This window comes from Streptomyces sp. NPDC001156, from assembly GCF_053598275.1.
Genome location: NZ_JBSFJX010000001.1, coordinates 108,462 through 124,805 on the forward strand (window position 1 = coordinate 108,462; position 16,344 = coordinate 124,805).

A 16,344-nucleotide genomic window follows, 5' to 3' on the forward strand; every position below is an offset into this window, starting at 1 on the left:
ACGGCCCGGTGTGTCCCGGGGAACCGGATTACCGCATCGGGTCCGGGTGCGGCGAGAGGCGCGGAGTCGTCGTCTTGCCGGGTCCTCGGCCCGCGTGCCGGCGGATCGGGCCGGCCGGGGGAAGACTGCCATCCATTGGGTTCTGTTCAGCAAGTACCGGGGCTAATTGTGTCGGTTGCGGTTGTGCAGTGGCAGAGCGGCAAGCGCAAGCAGAGTGGCAAGTCCAAGCAGCAGGATCGCCTCGGGCACGGGCCGCTTGGCGCGCCAGAGCTGGACTGGCAGCCCGATCGAGGGCACGCGCAACCGTGCTACGCCTTCGAGTGCCGTGGGCCGGATCGGGGTGGAGTCCGGTGTGGAGTTGGCGTCACCTTTGGTGATCAGGTCGTTGTTGGGCAGTACCTGGTAGACCCGATGGGTGAGCAGATGGCCGGGTCGGGTGGGGTCCCGGGCCAGCACGATTTGGCCCACCGCCGGTGTGCGGTCGCGCGGTGGTGGCTGGTAGAGAACGACGTCGCCCGGCACGAGGGCGGGACGCATGGAGCCGGACTGCACCACGCACGCTGTCCAGCCCAGCGCCGCCACGGGCAATTGGGCCCACACGAGCAGCCCAATCAGTGAGCCGAGCACGGTACGTGAGGTGACCGAGGTGACCACGCGGATCGGGTGCCGGGCACCCCTGGCCGTGGGTTGGCAGGGCGTGCTGGCGGCTGGGTCACTTGGGAGAGTCACTTGTGTTCCCGCGCTTCCCAGGTGAAGGTCACCTCGTTGGTGACCACGCTTTGCGCGCTGTTGGGTGCGCTCCGGCTGAACTTCCACGCGAAGCGGAAGCTCAGCGAGTTGGGTGGCTTGCCGGGCAAGGTCCAGGGACCCACGCCGGTGCGGAAGTCGGTGTGCAGGGCGACGAACTGGTCCAGGGTGCCGTCGAACGCAGTCTTGTGCGGAGTGAAGCCCTTGCAGTCGCCGAAGGTGCCGCCACTGCCTACCTCAATTTTGAGGTTGATGAAGGATTGGAAGTTGCTTGGCCAGTTCGGTGAGTTGCTGTACAGCTTGAGCGCGGTGGGGAAGTCAGCGTTCGACTCGATCCTGATGCAGTTTGAGCCTGTGTCGCCGGGTCGCATGTTGTCGACGCGGAACATGGGCACCTTGCTGTCGTTGGCCAGCCCCAGCGAGCCAGACTCCCACGTGTTGCCGCTGTTGCTGGTGGTCCCACTCCAGTCGGCGTTGGTGGCACCCCAGACCAGAGCACCGCTGAGCAGCAACCCGAGCGGAACGGGGACCACCTGTGCCAGCACGTGCAGCCAGGGACGCCCCATCGGCCACTCCGTTCAATTCTGACAGTCCTGCATATATTGCCGCATTCTGTCTCATATGTAGCGGTGCCGCTCCGTGTAGCCATCCGGGTCTGATGGAGGCTCGGCCCTGTTCCGAGCGGGCGCCCCTGGCGTACTTGCGCCCTGGCCCCCGAGGTCGGCGTAGCGACTGGCCGGGAGCTGCTTCGGCGCGAGTGATCATGGCCCCTTACGCTGGCCCGCGGATCGGGCAGACTTGTGGACCTGCCCGTTGGTGCCCGATGCGCGGGCCGTGCTCGTCGAGGCTCGCGCACTGTGTGCCTGCCTCTTGGGCGGGAGCGGGCGGCCGGCGGTGCCGAGACATGAGCGTTGAAGCGGCACGTGGAGGAGTTCCCGCCCGTCCCCGTGACCCTGCCGTGGCTCCGTCCTGACGGCCCGCTCGTCACCAAGCGGCTCCTGTTCACCCGGTCCGATGGCGTCGGCGCCGTGGGGCCGGACCGACTTCAATACGCGGGTCTGGAAGCCCGCGCTCGTCACGGCTGGCGTGATCCCCGCCCGAACACCCGGACAGCGTCACGTGCAGCCCGTGAACACGGTATGCACGCGCTGCGTCACTTCTACGCGTCCGTGCTCCTGAGCGCCGGCGAGAACATCAAGGCGCTGAGCACGTACTTCGGGCACAGTGACCCAGGGTTCACACTGGGGCTCTACACGCACCTCATGCCGAGCAGCGAGGGACGGACCCGGAAAGCCGTGGACATGTACGACGCCGCCTCCGCGCCAGAGGGCCCGTAGACGGCCCAGGGCCGGAAGAGAGCCCGTGGGGCCTACGACAACTGGTCGTAGGCCCCACGGCTCTTTGTTGGCCTATGGCCTTTGACCTGCGCTTACAGCACCGGCAGGTTCTTCCGCAGCTCGAAGGCCGTGACCTCGCTGCGGTACTCGTGCCACTCGTGCTGCTTGTTGCGCAGGAAGAAGTCGAAGACGTGTTCACCGAGGGTCTCGGCGACCAGGTCGCTGCGCTGCATCAGGGCGAGCGCTTCGCCGAGGTTCTGCGGCAGCGGCTCGATGCCCATCGCACGGCGCTCGGCGTCCGTCAGGGCCCACACGTCGTCCTCGGCGCCCGGCGGGAGCTCGTAGCCCTCCTCGATCCCCTTGAGGCCGGCGGCCAGCAGGACGGCGTAGGCCAGGTAGGGGTTGGCGCCGGAGTCGAGCGAGCGGACCTCGACCCGCGCCGAACCGGTCTTGCCCGGCTTGTACATCGGGACGCGGACGAGGGCCGAGCGGTTGTTGTGACCCCAGCAGATGTACGACGGCGCCTCGCCGCCCGCGCCCGCGGTGCGCTCGGAGCCGCCCCAGATGCGCTTGTAGGAGTTCACCCACTGGTTGGTGACCGCCGAGGCCTCCGCCGCGTGCCGGAGCAGGCCCGCGATGAAGGAGCGGCCGACCTTGGAGAGCTGGTACTCGGCACCCGACTCGTAGAACGCGTTGCGGTCGCCCTCGAAGAGGGACAGGTGCGTGTGCATGCCGGAGCCCGGGTGCTCCGAGAAGGGCTTCGGCATGAAGGTGGCCTGCACGCCCTGCTCCAGCGCCACCTGCTTCATGATCAGGCGGAAGGTCATGACGTTGTCGGCGGTGGACAGCGCGTCCGCGTAGCGCAGGTCGATCTCCTGCTGGCCCGGCGCGCCCTCGTGGTGGGAGAACTCGACCGAGATGCCCATGGACTCCAGCATGGTGATCGCCTGGCGGCGGAAGTCCATGCCCACGTTCTGCGGGGTGTGGTCGAAGTAACCGGAGTTGTCGGCCGGGGTCGGGCGGGTGCCGTCGAGGGGCCGGTCCTTCAGCAGGAAGAACTCGATCTCCGGGTGGGTGTAGAAGGTGAAGCCCAGGTCGGAGGCGCGAGCGAGGGCGCGCTTGAGCACGTACCTCGGGTCGGCGAAGGACGGGGATCCGTCGGGCATGAGGATGTCGCAGAACATCCGTGCGGTGCCCGGGGCCTCGGCGCGCCACGGCAGGACCTGGAAGGTCGACGGGTCCGGCTTGGCGATCATGTCGGACTCGTACACCCGGGCGAAGCCTTCGATGGCGGAGCCGTCGAAGCCGATGCCCTCGTCGAAGGCCTGCTCGAGTTCGGCGGGCGCCACGGCCACGGACTTGAGGAAGCCCAGCACGTCCGTGAACCACAGGCGTACGAACCGGATGTCGCGCTCCTCCAGCGTACGGAGCACGAACTCCTGCTGCTTGTCCATCTTCAGCTTCCCCATCCTTGCTGGTCAGGCCGCCTGTCGCCGGTTCCGCGGGGGCGGTTGGGCACCTGAGCATCCCACCACAACACCGTTTCGTGCGCGTTGCGGACCTTGATCGACCGGCCGGCCTCGAACTGAACGCCTCGCCTGAGCGGATGCCTCGCTCTGCCGCCCATCTTGCCTGCTCGTCGGCCCTTGCGTAATGGCGTGCCCGTGCGCTCGACCTCGTTCTTAATTTGCATCTTAGATGCAACTTTTATTACCGTGCTGGAGAGGCCGAGGGGCCGCAACCACCCTTCCCTTCGCAAAGGAGTCCCGATGCTGTCCGAGCAGTCCGCCGCCACCGTCCGTGCCACCCTCCCCGCGGTCGGCGCCGCACTCCCGGAGATCACCGAGCGCTTCTACGACGGGCTGTTCACCGCCCACCCGGATCTGCTGCGGAACCTCTTCAACCGCGGCAACCAGGCGGCCGGCACCCAGCGGCAGGCCCTCGCGGGCTCGATCGCCGCCTTCGCCGCGTATCTGGTGGACCACCCCGACGAGCGGCCCGACGTGATGCTGAGCCGCATCGCCCACAAGCACGCCTCGCTGGGGGTGGCGCCCGAGCAGTACAAGGTCGTCCACGGGCACCTCTTCGCGGCCATCGTGGAGGTGCTCGGCGACGCGGTCACCCCCGAGGTGGCGGCCGCCTGGGACGAGGTCTACTGGCTGATGGCGAACGCACTGATCGCGATCGAGAAGCGGCTGTACGAGGCGAGCGGGCAGACCGGCTGGCGGACCTGGCGGGTCATGGGGCGCGTCGAGGAGGCCGCGGACGTCGCCACCTTCCAGCTGCGCCCTGCCGATGACGGCCCCGTCCCGGACTTCCGCCCCGGCCAGTACGTCTCCGTCCGCGTCGAACTGCCGGACGGCGCCCGGCAGATCCGCCAGTACAGCCTCTCCTCCGCGCCCGGCTCACCGCTGCGGCAGATCAGCGTCAAGCGCGTACAGGGCGACGCGGGCCCCGACGGGGAGGTCTCCAGCCACCTGCACGCACGCGTGGAGGAGGGCGACACCGTCGAGCTGTCCGCTCCGTACGGCGACCTCGTCCTGGACGCGGACGAGGCACCCCTGCTGCTCGCCTCCGCCGGCATCGGCGTGACCCCGATGATCGCCATGCTGGAGGAGCTGGCCCGCACCGGCCACGGCTCCCCGGTCACGGTCGTGCACGCGGACCGCTCCCCCGCCGTGCACGCCCTGCGCGCCGACCACGAAGGCTTCGCGGACAAGCTGGAAGACGCCGCCGTGCACTTCTGGTACGAGCAGGACGCGCCGCACTCCGCGCAGACCGGCCGTGTCGACCTCTCCCGGGTTGCGGTCGCCTCGGGCACGCGCGCGTACCTGTGCGGGCCGCTGCCCTTCATGCGGGCCGTCCGGACCCAGCTTCTCGAGAAGGGCGTGGCACCCGCCGACATCCACTACGAGGTGTTCGGACCCGACCTCTGGCTGGCCCAGGGCTGACGGAACCTCCGGCCGGTCCGCGAACCGGTCAGGAGGAGGGCATCCGGGAGATGCCCAGCAGCAGCGGTCCCGTCGGTGCCGCGACCATGTCCTCTATCGTCAGCGGGTCCAGCGAGGCGAAGAACGCCTCCTGGGCCCGCCGGAGCGCGCCGCGCAGCCGGCACCCGGTGTGCAGCGGGCAGGGCGTGGCACCCTCACACTCGACGACGTCGTCGTCCCCCTCGAAGGCGCGCACGATACCGCCGACCGACGCCTTGCGCCCGGCCTCAGTGAGCGTGAGCCCGCCACCCCGGCCGCGCCGCGCCTCGAGCAGCCCCATGTGCTGGAGTTCGGCGACGACCTTCGCGGCGTGCGTGTAGGGCACGTCCATGGCCGCCGCGACCTCTCGGGTCGTGGGGTGGGCCTCGCCCGCGACGGCGAGCCTCATCAGGACGCGCAGCGCCAGGTCGGTGGAGCGCAACAGCCGCATGCCGCCAGCGTAAATAATGCGCATCCAAGATTCAAATTACTGGCAGGAAAATCACTTGTTCTGCCATTCCCATGACCTCCCTACATGCGGGTGGCCCCGTTCCCACTACGATCAGCGGTCCCGCCCGTCTCTTTCCCCAAAGGACTCGCCATGGGTTCCGCCAACAAGACCGGCTCCAACGAGCGCAAGGCGCGAATAGAGGAGATGCGTCGCGCCGAGCGCGCCCGTGAGCGTCGCAACCGGATCCTCACCATCGCCGCGAGCGTGGTCGTCGTCGCCGGTCTCGTCGTCGGCGGTGTCGTCCTCATCCAGTCGCAGTCCGGTGACAAGGCCTCCGCGGCCGACGACTCCAAGGGGCCGGGCCACTTCGTCGCCGGCGCCGACGGGGTGAACACCTGGAAGGGCACGCTGGGCCGCACCCACACCACCAAGACCGTGAACTACCCGATGGAGCCCCCGGTCGGCGGTGACCACAACCCGGTCTGGCAGAACTGCAACGGCGACGTCTACACCAAGCCCCTCAACAACATGAACGCAGTGCACTCGCTGGAGCACGGGGCGGTCTGGGTGACGTACAACTCCAAGGCGTCCAAGGCCGATGTCGACGCGCTCGCGGCCAAGGTGCAGAAGACGCCGTACACGCTGATGAGCCCGGTCGAGGACCAGAAGGACCCGATCATGCTCAGCGCCTGGGCGCACCAGCGCACGGTGGAGAGCGCGAGCGACCCGGACGTCGACAAGTTCTTCGCCCAGTTCGTCCAGGGCGCCCAGACGCCCGAGCCGGGCGCCGCCTGCACCGGCGGGCTGGGCCAATGAGGCACATCGGCTGGATCGCGGGATCGGCCGCGGCGGTGCTCGTCGCGGCCGGAGCGGTCACCTACGCGGTCGCCGAGGACGCCGGGGCCACGGCCAAGGTGCCCACCGCCGAGTCGGCGGACGCGGGTTTCGCCCGAGACATGGCGGTCCATCACCAGCAGGCCGTCGAGATGTCGTACATCGTGCGCGACCGCACGCAGAACGAGGAAGTGCGCCGGCTCGCCTACGACATCGCACAGACGCAGGCCAACCAGCGCGGCATGCTGCTGGGCTGGCTCGACCTGTGGGGACTGCCGAAGGTGTCCGCCGATCCGCCGATGACATGGATGGGCATGGGTGACATGCCCCCCGGCCAGGACGGCGCGCTGATGCCGGGCATGGCGACCAACACCGACCTGAAGAAGCTGGACACGCTTCACGGCAAGCAGGCCGAGATCCTCTATCTGCAGCTGATGACCGAACACCACAAGGGCGGCATCCACATGGCCGAGGGCTGCGTCGCCAAGTGCACGGTGGGCGTGGAGAAGAAGCTCGCGCAGGGCATGGTCGACGCGCAGCAGTCGGAAATCGAACTGATGGCGACCATGCTCAAGGAACGCGGCGCCACGCCACAGGACTGACCCCTCGCACACCCAGGCGCCCCCGCCGCGCGCTGCGGCCGCCGCAAGGATCTCCGGGCGATCGCAATCAACCCGCAACAGACGGGGGTTCGCCGAAACCGCCTCAAATGCCACATACTCACGGTCACTTGAGTTCTTCTTGGCCATTTCATTCCCCTGGCATGAACCGTTCATCGAAAGAGTGGCCCCCATCGTGTGATCCATTCGCCGCGCTTCGGCGCGGCGGTTCTACGCGGATCGCCGACTAACCACCACATGCGACGAACCGCATTGCAGGGGGCTATATGAGATCCAACCGCGCCACGGCGCGCGCCGGAGTGAGCATGGCAGCGACACTGCCGCTGCTCGCCGGTGCACTGGCGCTCGGCATACCGGCGGCGCACGCCGCGAACAACCCCGGCCGGGATGCGCTCGCGGGCACCAAGCCCGCGTGGGCGACGGCCAAGGCGGACAAGGGCGCGACCTCGAACAGCGCCCAGGTCTCGGCCCGCGTCTACCTGGCCGGCCGCAACGCCGCCGGCCTGGCGGCCTACGCCAAGGCCGTCTCCGACCCGGCTTCGCCCTTGTACGGCAAGTACCTCAGCGCCAAGCAGACGCAGCAGCGCTTCGGTGCGACCAAGGCCCAGGTGGCCGCCGTGACGTCGTGGCTGAAGGCCGCGGGTCTGCAGGTCACCGCCGTCACGCAGCACTACGTCGCCGTCACCGGTGACGTGGCCGCCGCCGAGCGGGCGTTCGGGACCCAGCTGCACAACTACGCCAAGGGCTCGAAGACCTACCGCGCGCCGTCCAAGGCGGCCACCGCGCCGGAGAGCCTGAACGGTGCCGTCCTGACCGTGACCGGTCTGGACAACGCGCCGCACGTGGCGCGCCACGACGACCAACTGCCGCCGCCGAGCGCCGTGTTCAAGAACTCCGGGCCGTTCTCCTCGTACTACGGCTCGAACATCGCGACCACGCTGCCGGACGCGTACGGAACGAAGATCCCGTACGCCGTCAAGGGCTACACCGGCAAGCAGCTGCGGGCCGCGTACGGCGCCGGCACGCGCACAGGCAAGGGCGTCCGCGTCGCCATCACCGACGCCTACGCCTCGCCGACCATCGCCTTCGACGCGGCCACCTACGCGAACAAGCACGGTGACGCGGCCTGGTCGACGGGTCAGCTGAACCAGGTGCTCCCGAAGAGCTACAAGAAGACCAAGGACTGTGACGCGGCCGGCTGGTACGGCGAGGAGTCCCTCGACGTCGAGGCTGTGCACGCGGTCGCGCCGAACGCCAATGTCACGTACGTGGGCGCCGCGTCCTGCTTCGACGACGATCTCCTCGACTCGCTCGGCAAGATCGTCGACAACCACCTGGCCGACATCGTCTCCAACTCCTGGGGCGACATCGAGGCGAACCAGACGCCGGACCTCGCGGCGGCCTATGACCAGGTCTTCCAGCTGGGCGCGGTCGAGGGCATCGGCTTCTACTTCTCCTCCGGTGACGACGGCGACCAGGTCGCCAACACCGGGACGAAGCAGGTCGACACCCCGGCCAACTCGGCGTGGGTGACGGCGGTCGGCGGCACCTCGCTGGCTGTGGGCCGGGACAACCAGTACCTGTGGGAGACCGGCTGGGGCACCGAGAAGGCGACCCTGTCGGCCGACGGCAAGAGCTGGACGAACTTCCCCGGCGCGTTCACCTCGGGCGCGGGCGGCGGCACCAGCAAGACTGTGGCCGAGCCCTTCTACCAGAAGGGTGTCGTCCCGGACGCGCTCGCCAAGGCCAACAGCGCCGACGGCAACCGCGTCGTCCCGGACATCGCGGCGATCGCCGACCCGAACACCGGCTTCAAGGTCGGCCAGACGCAGACCTTCCCGGACGGGTCGCAGCAGTACAGCGAGTACCGCATCGGCGGCACCTCGCTGGCCGCGCCGGTCATCGCGGCCGTCCAGGCCCTGGCCCAGGAGGCCCGGGGTGGCAAGGCGATCGGCTTCGCCAACCCGACGATCTACGCCAAGTACGGCTCGAAGCTGTACCACGACGTGGTGGACAAGCCGACCGGCAAGGACCTCGCGGTCGCGCGTGTCGACTTCATCAACGGGTTCGACGCGGCGGACGGTCTGGCCGTCTCCGTGCGCAGCCTCGGCAAGGACAGCTCGCTGTCGGCCGTGAAGGGCTACGACGACGTGACCGGTGTGGGCTCGCCCGCTCCCGGCTACGTCGAGTCCTACCGTCGCCACTGACACGACTCGGCGGTTCGACGACCGTGCGCCCGCTCCTCGTCCTGAAGGGGGAGCGGGCGCATCCGTGTGCCGGGCCGGTCGCTGCGCCGGCGCCTCGTCCGTGATGCCCCGGTGCCTCTTCGGCATCCCACGGTGATCGCAAGGCCCCCGCCCGCCGCCGCGGCCCGCTGCCGGAGGGGCGCGCCGGGCGTGGGGCGGCCCACAGCCCCATTGTGTCGCTCTGACGATTACTGGCGTCTAGACTGGGGCCGTGCCTCAACTACGCCTCGCCCTGAATCAGATCGACTCGACCGTCGGTGATCTCGCCGGAAACGCCGAGGCGATCCTCCGCTGGACCCGTCACTCCGCCGAGCAGGGAGCGCACCTGGTGGCGTTCCCGGAGATGGCGCTGACCGGGTACCCCGTCGAGGACCTGGCCCTGCGGTCGTCCTTCGTCGAGGCCTCTCGCGCGGCCCTGCGGGACCTCGCCGCGCGCCTCGCCGGCGAGGGACTCGGGGAGCTGCCGGTGATCGTCGGCTATCTGGACCGCTGCGAGACCGCCCAGCCGAAGTACGGCCAGCCGGCCGGCGCCCCGCAGGACGCCGCGGCGGTGCTGCACCGCGGCGAGGTCGTCCTCACCTTCGCCAAGCACCACCTGCCCAACTACGGCGTCTTCGACGAGTTCCGCTACTTCGTGCCGGGCGACACCATGCCGGTCGTGCGTCTGCACGGGATCGACGTGGCGCTCGCCATCTGCGAGGACCTGTGGCAGGAGGGCGGCCGGGTGCCGGCCGCGCGGACCGCGAAGGCCGGGCTGCTGGTCTCGATCAACGCCTCCCCGTACGAGCGCGAGAAGGACGACACGCGCCTGGAGCTGGTGCGCAAGCGGGCACAGGAGGCCGGCTGCACCACCGCCTACGTCGCCATGATGGGCGGCCAGGACGAGCTGGTCTACGACGGGGACTCGATCGTCGTCGGCCCGGACGGCGAAGTGATCGCGCGGGCACCGCAGTTCACCGAGGGCTGTGTGGTCCTGGACCTCGACCTGCCCGCGGCGCAGCCCGACGCGCCGGAGGGCGTCGTCGACGACGGACTGCGCATCGACCGGCTGGTGCTGTCCGAGGAGCCGCTCCCGGAATACGAGCCCGAGCTGACGGGCGGCTACGCGGAGCGCCTGGAGGACGACGAGGAGGTCTACTCGGCGCTGGTCGTGGGCCTGCGGGCGTATGTGAAGAAGAACGGCTTCAGGTCGGTGCTCATCGGCCTCTCGGGCGGCATCGACTCCGCGCTGGTCGCGTCGATCGCGTGCGACGCGCTGGGCGCGGAGAACGTGTACGGGGTCTCCATGCCGTCCAAGTACTCCTCCGAACACTCCAAGGGAGACGCGGCGGAGCTGGCGCGGCGCACCGGTCTGAACTTCCGCACCGTCTCCATCGAGACGATGTTCACCGCCTACATGGACGCCCTCGGGCTAACCGGTCTGGCGGAGGAGAACCTCCAGTCCCGGCTCCGCGGCACGCTGCTGATGGCGATCTCCAACCAGGAGGGCCACATCGTGCTGGCGCCCGGCAACAAGTCGGAGCTGGCGGTGGGCTACTCGACGCTGTACGGCGACTCGGTGGGCGCGTACGGCCCGATCAAGGACGTGTACAAGACATCGGTCTTCCAGCTGGCGCGGTGGCGCAACCGAGCAGCTGAGGAGCGGGGCCAGACGCCGCCCATCCCGGAGAACTCGATCACGAAGCCGCCGAGCGCGGAGCTGCGACCCGGGCAGGTCGACACGGACTCGCTGCCCGACTACCCGGTCCTGGACGCGATCCTCGACCTGTACGTCGACCGGGACCAGGGCGCCGACGCCATCGTGGCGGCGGGCTTCGACCGCGACCTGGTGGTGAGGACCCTGCGGATGGTCGACACGGCCGAGTACAAGCGCCGGCAGTACCCGCCGGGCACGAAGATCTCGGCGAAGGGCTTCGGCAAGGACCGCCGGCTGCCGATCACGAACCGCTGGCGCGAGCACGCGTAAGGCTCCGCGGGGGCGCCGTCCGGACGGTGCCCCCGGTCGCGCCCCTGTCCCGGGGGGCCGCCGCCCCCGGTCGCCCGCTTCGGCCTGAACGGCCTCGGTCCAGGAGCGCGGGCTTCTCGGCTCGGCTCGAGGAGGGGACGCCCATGACGGGCCGGCAGCGCTAGGCCCCATCGTGCGAAAAGGGGCCGAGCCACCGGCCCGGCCCCTCAACACCCTTGTCAGCCGCGCACGCTCTCCGCGTGGTCCGGCAGATGCGCCGCCACCACACGCTCCCGCCCGGTCTGCGGAGTGCCATGCCGGCGGTCCACCGCGTACGCGACACCCGCCACCGCGAGGCCCAGCACGGCGAGAGCCGCGCCCGCGACCGCCGGGGAGGTGGCGCCGAAGCCCGCGGCCAGGGCGAGGCCGCCGATCCAGGCACCGCCCGCGTTCGCCAGGTTGAAGGCCGCCTGGTTGGCCGAGGAGGCGAGGGAGGGGGCCGCGGAGGCCTTCTCCATCACCATCAGCTGGAGCGGGGAACCGGTGATGAACGCGGCCGTGCCCAGCAGGGCCACCGCCAGGGCCGCGCTCCACTGCGCGCTCATGAGCAGCGGGAACAGCGCCAGCACCGCCGCCAGCGCGGTCAGGCCGCCGAACAGCGTGCCCCGCAGCGAGTGGTCCGCCAGACGGCCGCCCACCAGGTTGCCGATCGTCGCGCCCACGCCGAACAGGGCCAGGAGCAGGGTCACGCTGGCGTCCGCGTAGCCCGCAGCGTCCGTCAGCATCGGCGTGATGTAGCTGTAGGCCGAGAACAGGGCGCCGAAGCCCGCCACCGTGGTGCCCAGCGCCAGCCAGACCGGCAGCGAGCGCAGGGCCACGAGTTCGCCCCGCAGTCCGCCGGCCGGGGCGTGGGTGTGGTCATGCGGGATCAGGAGGAAGAGCGACACGATCGCCGCCACCCCGATCACGCTGACGCCGAGGAACGTCGCCCGCCATCCCAGGTGCTGGCCCGTCAAGGTGGCGACGGGTACGCCGGCGATGTTGGCGACCGTGAGCCCCAGGAACATCAGCGAGACCGAGCGCGCCTTGCGCTCGGGGGCGACCAGACCGGTCGCGACGACGGCGCCGACGCCGAAGAAGGCACCGTGCGGCAGTCCGCTCAGGAAGCGGGCGGCCAGCAGCCAGTGGTAGCCGGGCGCGAGGCCCGAGAGCGCGTTGCCCACCACGAACAGTCCCATCAGGCCGATGAGGACCTTGCGGCGGGACAGCCGGGCGGTGACCGCGGCGAGCAGCGGCGCGCCGATCACCACGCCCAGTGCATACGCCGAGACCAGATGCCCGGCGGCGGGGATGGATATGTACAGATCGTCCGCGACCTCGGGCAGCAGGCCCATCATCACGAACTCGGTGGTGCCGATACCGAAGGCGCCTACGGCGAGGGCGAGCAGGGCCAGGGGCATGAGGGGCCTTTCAGAAAGGAGTTCCGTACGGGAGCGATTGATATGTTCGCGTACGGAACAAAGTCTCTCACGCCGACTATTCCAGCCGGTTACGAGCCCGTGTCCACCTTCACACGCGCCGCGATCGGCAGGTGGTCGCTCCCCGTCCGCGGGAGGGTCCACGAGCTCACCGGCTGGACGCCTTTGACCATGATCTGGTCGATCCGCGCCATCGGGAACGACGCCGGCCAGCTGAACCCGAAGCCGCTGCCCGCCGCACCCTGGGTGGAGCGCATCTGGGAGGTGACGGCCCTGAGCGCGCGGTCGTTCATCGTGCCGTTGAGGTCGCCCAGCAGGATCACCTGGCTCAGCCTCTCGCCCGCGATGGCCTCGCCGAGCGCGTCCGCGCTGGTGTCGCGCTGCCGTGCGGTGAACCCGGCGGCCAGCTTCACCCGCACCGAGGGCATATGGGCGACGTAGACGGCGACCTGCCCCTCAGGCGCGTCGACGGTGGCCCGCATCGCCCGCGTCCAGCCCAGCTTGATGTCCACCGCCTTCACCCCGCGCAGCGGGTACTTGCTCCACAGCCCGACCGTGCCCTGCACCGAGTGGTACTTGTACGTCGACGCCAGCGCCCGCTCGTACACCGGGACCGCGGACGCCTTCAGCTCCTCCAGGGCCAGCACGTCCGCGCCGGAGTTCGCCACGTCGCGGGCGGTGCCGGACGGGTCGGGGTTGTCGGCGTTGACGTTGTGCGTGGCCACCGTCAGATCGCCGCCGCTCCCGGTCTTGTCGCCGAGCAGACCGCCGAACAGGTTCAGCCACACGACCAGCGGCGCCAGCAGAGCGATCAGCGCGGTGGCCGACCTGCGCACCAGCGCGAGGATCAGCAGCAGCGGGATGAACACCACTCCGAGCCACGGCAGAAACGTCTCGGAGAGGCTGCCGAGATTGCCTATGGCGTTGGGGATCTTCGCGTGCAGCACCATCACCAGGGCGAGGACGACCGCGAGAGCGGCCAGCACGATCCCGCGGCGCCAGATGCCGCCGCCGCGCAGGTGCCGGAGCCGGGATCCTCTGCGGTACGGACCCGTGCCGCCGCCGCCCGCCTCCGTCTTGTACGCCTGCGCCATACCGTCGCCTCACCACTTGCCGTGCACACCGTCGCCCCCGCCGTTACGACCCTAGGGGATGATCGGCTCCGTCTCTGCCGCCCCATGGCGGCCGTACGAACACGAGGACGGCGAACGCGGAGCCCGGAGTTCCGAACAACGGCACGAGAGGTGCCGTCTGTGACGAAACCAGCACATTACTCCGGCGAACTGACGGGCCGTAGTCCTTCGAGGACCGTGTCGACGATCTCCTCGGCGAGTCCCTTCTCGAGCCGGGCGTCGGGGCGCAGCAAGGAGCGTACGAGCATGGGGCCGACGAGGAGATCGTTCATCAGGTCGACGTCCACGTCCTTGCGCAGTTCGCCGTTCTCCTGGCCGCGGCGCAGGACTTCCAGCCCGAGCCGGCGCCTCGGGGCGACGACGGTCGTGTGGTAGGCGGCCCAGATCTTGGGGCTGCTCTTCATCTGGGCGTGCACATTGCGCAGGATGGCCGAGGAGCGGTTGGCCAGTCCGCGCTGCCGCAGCGACTCCAGGAGCACGACCAGGTCGTCACGCATCGAGGTCCCGGGCAGTTCGGGGTCCTCCGGCTCGCCCGCCCGCAGGACGTCGACGAAGAGGTCCTCCTTGTTGCTCCACCGGCGGTAGATGGTGGCCTTGCCGACGCCGGCCGTACGGGCGATCCGCTCTATCGACAGGTCCGCGAGCGGGACGCCCTCCTCGATGAGCTTCATCACCCCTTCCAGGATGGCCCGTTCCACGGCCTCGCTACGGGGGCGTCCCCGTACGGGGCAGTCCTGCTGAGGCCGGCTCTGCGCGAGGCTCACGTTCGACTCCGTCCTTGCTGCGCTGGGATGATTCTCCCCCGTGTACGCCTGAACGGGCACCCGGCGCCCCGAGTGCCCGGCCATGACGTGCCGTCAGTGATCGGCCCCCACCAACTCCTGCTCCTCCTTGCCCCTCTGCGTGGCCGGCGCCTTCCCCGGCAGGAACAGCGCCACGACGACCGCGCCGATCACCGCGACGCCCGCGCCCCACAGCGCCGTGGTGTGCATCGCGTGCAGGAACGCGTCGTTGGCCGGGGAGACGAGGGCCTTGCCGTTCGGGCCGAGCTTCGCGGCCACGCCGAGCGTCGCCTCGATCGACTCGCCCGCCGTGTGGCGGACGCCCGGTGGGAGCAGGGACAGCTTGTCCTGGATGCCGTTGCGGTAGGACGTCGACAGGACCGAGCCGAGGACCGCGATGCCGAGAGCACCGCCGACCTGGCGGAAGGTGTTGCTGAGCGCGGACGCCGAGCCCGCCTTCTCCCGGGGCAGCGCCTGCATGATGACGACGCTGGTCGGGGTCATGATATGCGCCATTCCGGTGCCCATCAGGAAGAAGATGACCTCGAGGATCCAGATCGGCGTGTCGGCCTGCAGGGCGGCGAACGCGCCGAGCATCGCCGCGATGACCACCATGCCGGCGGTGGTCGTGGCCTTGTTGCCGAACCGGTCGACCAGCAGCCTGGCGCGCGGCGCGAAGATCATCTGCGCGACGGCCAGCGGCAGCATCAGCAGACCGGTCTGCAGCGGCGAGTAGCCCCGCACGCTCTGGGTGTAGAAGACGGAGAAGAAGGTCACGCCCATCAGCGCGAAGAAGACCAGTGCGATCGCGGCGATGGCGGCGGAGAAGACCTTGTTCTTGAAGTACGTGACGTCGATGGACGGGTGGTCGCTGCGCTTCTCGAACACGACGAACAGCACGAGCACGGCGAGACCCGCGGCGATGGTCGCGAGGACCGTGGCGTCGGTGAAGTCCGCGAGCTGGCCGCCCTTGATGATGCCGTAGACGAGCAGGACCAGGCCGACGACCGAGAGGACCACACCGATGGGGTCGATGCGGCCGGGGTTCGGGTCGCGGGAGTCAGGGACCAGCCAGATCATCAGGGCCAGGGCGACGACCACGATCGGCACGTTGATCAGGAAGACGGAGCCCCACCAGAAGTGGTCGAGCAGCACGCCGCCGGTTATCGGGCCGATGGCGATGGCGAGGCCCACACCGCCGGCCCAGATGCCGATGGCCTTGGGCTGCTCGTCACGCTCGAAGACGTTCATGAGGACCGCGAGCGTCGCGGGCATCACGAAGGCCGCACCGAGGCCCATGAGCGCGCGGAAGGCGATGAGCTGCCCCGGAGAACCGGACTCGGCGGCGAGCGCCGACCCGCCGCCGAACACCACGAGGCCGGCCAGCAGCATTTTCTTGCGGCCCAGGCGGTCGCCCAGCAGACCCGCGGTGAACAGCAGTCCGGCGAAGACGAGCGTGTAGGCGTTGATGGCCCACTCCAGCTCGCTCTGGGTGGCACCCAGGCCGGTCGGCGCCGGCGTGGAGATCGTCTTGATCGCGACGTTCAGGATGGAGTTGTCGAGCACCACGATCAGCAGGCTGAGCATGAGCACGCCGAGGATGGCCCAACGGCGCTTGTGCACCGCCTCGGGCACCCCCCGCTCGACGGGGACAGCTTGGGTAGTCATGGCAACGAGCCTAGGCAACTTTCGATACGGAACGGTCTCGTATCGGAATACTTTACGGAGACCTTAAGGAAAGACCTAGGTCGCCGCGAAAACCGGCCTAGGTCCTGGGACGCAGGCCCCCCTTCTCACCCCGC

General features: G+C 69.6%; 13 protein-coding genes and 1 pseudogene. 6 read left to right on the top strand and 8 right to left on the bottom strand.

The window, feature by feature from the left end:
• Window positions 1-162 precede the first annotated feature (162 nt).
• Window positions 163-654, bottom strand: a complete 492-nt coding sequence (locus tag ACWDA7_RS00465; protein ID WP_450601999.1) for a signal peptidase I — start codon at window positions 652-654, stop codon at window positions 163-165.
• 71 nt (window positions 655-725) lie between these two features.
• Window positions 726-1,313 carry a hypothetical protein gene (locus ACWDA7_RS00470; RefSeq protein WP_450602000.1) on the bottom strand — a complete coding sequence of 196 codons (588 nt, stop codon included), beginning with the start codon at window positions 1,311-1,313 and terminating at the stop codon, window positions 726-728.
• Between the two features lie 342 nt (window positions 1,314-1,655).
• On the opposite strand from ACWDA7_RS00470, the pseudogene ACWDA7_RS00475 reads away from it, so the two are divergent.
• Window positions 1,656-2,084: pseudogene (locus ACWDA7_RS00475) on the top strand (site-specific integrase); the annotation flags it as partial.
• Between the two features lie 92 nt (window positions 2,085-2,176).
• Here ACWDA7_RS00475 and ACWDA7_RS00480 read toward each other — a convergent pair.
• Window positions 2,177-3,538, bottom strand: a complete 1,362-nt coding sequence (locus ACWDA7_RS00480; RefSeq protein ID WP_359393438.1) for a glutamine synthetase family protein — start codon at window positions 3,536-3,538, stop codon at window positions 2,177-2,179.
• A gap of 315 nt (window positions 3,539-3,853) precedes the next feature.
• Here ACWDA7_RS00480 and ACWDA7_RS00485 point away from each other — a divergent pair, with 315 nt between their 5' ends.
• Complete coding sequence (locus tag ACWDA7_RS00485; RefSeq protein WP_450602001.1) at window positions 3,854-5,035, top strand: globin domain-containing protein; 1,182 nt, start codon at window positions 3,854-3,856, stop codon at window positions 5,033-5,035.
• Window positions 5,036-5,063: 28 nt separating this feature from the next.
• Here ACWDA7_RS00485 and ACWDA7_RS00490 read toward each other — a convergent pair whose 3' ends face one another.
• A complete protein-coding gene (locus ACWDA7_RS00490) occupies window positions 5,064-5,504 on the bottom strand; it encodes an RrF2 family transcriptional regulator (protein ID WP_450602002.1) in 441 nt (146 codons plus the stop codon).
• Window positions 5,505-5,654: 150 nt separating this feature from the next.
• On the opposite strand from ACWDA7_RS00490, the gene ACWDA7_RS00495 reads away from it, so the two are divergent.
• The 4 genes from ACWDA7_RS00495 (at window position 5,655) to ACWDA7_RS00510 (ending at window position 11,170) form a co-directional block, all read left to right on the top strand.
• Window positions 5,655-6,320 carry a DUF3105 domain-containing protein gene (locus ACWDA7_RS00495; protein WP_450602003.1) on the top strand — a complete coding sequence of 222 codons (666 nt, stop codon included), beginning with the start codon at window positions 5,655-5,657 and terminating at the stop codon, window positions 6,318-6,320.
• Window positions 6,317-6,940, top strand: coding sequence for a DUF305 domain-containing protein (locus tag ACWDA7_RS00500; protein WP_450602004.1), 624 nt, complete (start codon window positions 6,317-6,319; stop codon window positions 6,938-6,940). The genes ACWDA7_RS00495 and ACWDA7_RS00500 overlap by 4 nt, the downstream gene beginning before the upstream one ends.
• 323 nt (window positions 6,941-7,263) lie before the next feature.
• A complete protein-coding gene (locus ACWDA7_RS00505) occupies window positions 7,264-9,165 on the top strand; it encodes a S53 family peptidase (protein ID WP_450602005.1) in 1,902 nt (633 codons plus the stop codon).
• 250 nt (window positions 9,166-9,415) lie between these two features.
• Entirely contained in the window at window positions 9,416-11,170 is a 1,755-nt protein-coding gene (locus tag ACWDA7_RS00510; protein WP_450602006.1) for an NAD+ synthase, read from the top strand.
• A 218-nt stretch (window positions 11,171-11,388) separates the two neighbouring features.
• On the opposite strand, the gene ACWDA7_RS00515 is transcribed toward ACWDA7_RS00510, so the two are convergent.
• The 4 genes from ACWDA7_RS00515 to ACWDA7_RS00530 form a co-directional block, all read right to left on the bottom strand.
• The gene (locus ACWDA7_RS00515) at window positions 11,389-12,609 is read right to left on the bottom strand and encodes an MFS transporter (RefSeq protein WP_450602007.1); all 1,221 of its coding nucleotides are present in this window, start codon (window positions 12,607-12,609) and stop codon (window positions 11,389-11,391) included.
• 89 nt (window positions 12,610-12,698) lie between these two features.
• A complete protein-coding gene (locus tag ACWDA7_RS00520; protein ID WP_360988918.1) occupies window positions 12,699-13,721 on the bottom strand; it encodes an endonuclease/exonuclease/phosphatase family protein in 1,023 nt (340 codons plus the stop codon).
• A gap of 176 nt (window positions 13,722-13,897) precedes the next feature.
• Window positions 13,898-14,524, bottom strand: a complete 627-nt coding sequence (locus tag ACWDA7_RS00525; protein WP_359393394.1) for a TetR/AcrR family transcriptional regulator — start codon at window positions 14,522-14,524, stop codon at window positions 13,898-13,900.
• Window positions 14,525-14,617: 93 nt separating this feature from the next.
• Entirely contained in the window at window positions 14,618-16,210 is a 1,593-nt protein-coding gene (locus ACWDA7_RS00530; RefSeq protein ID WP_450602008.1) for an MFS transporter, read from the bottom strand.
• Between the last annotated feature and the right edge of the window lie 134 nt (window positions 16,211-16,344).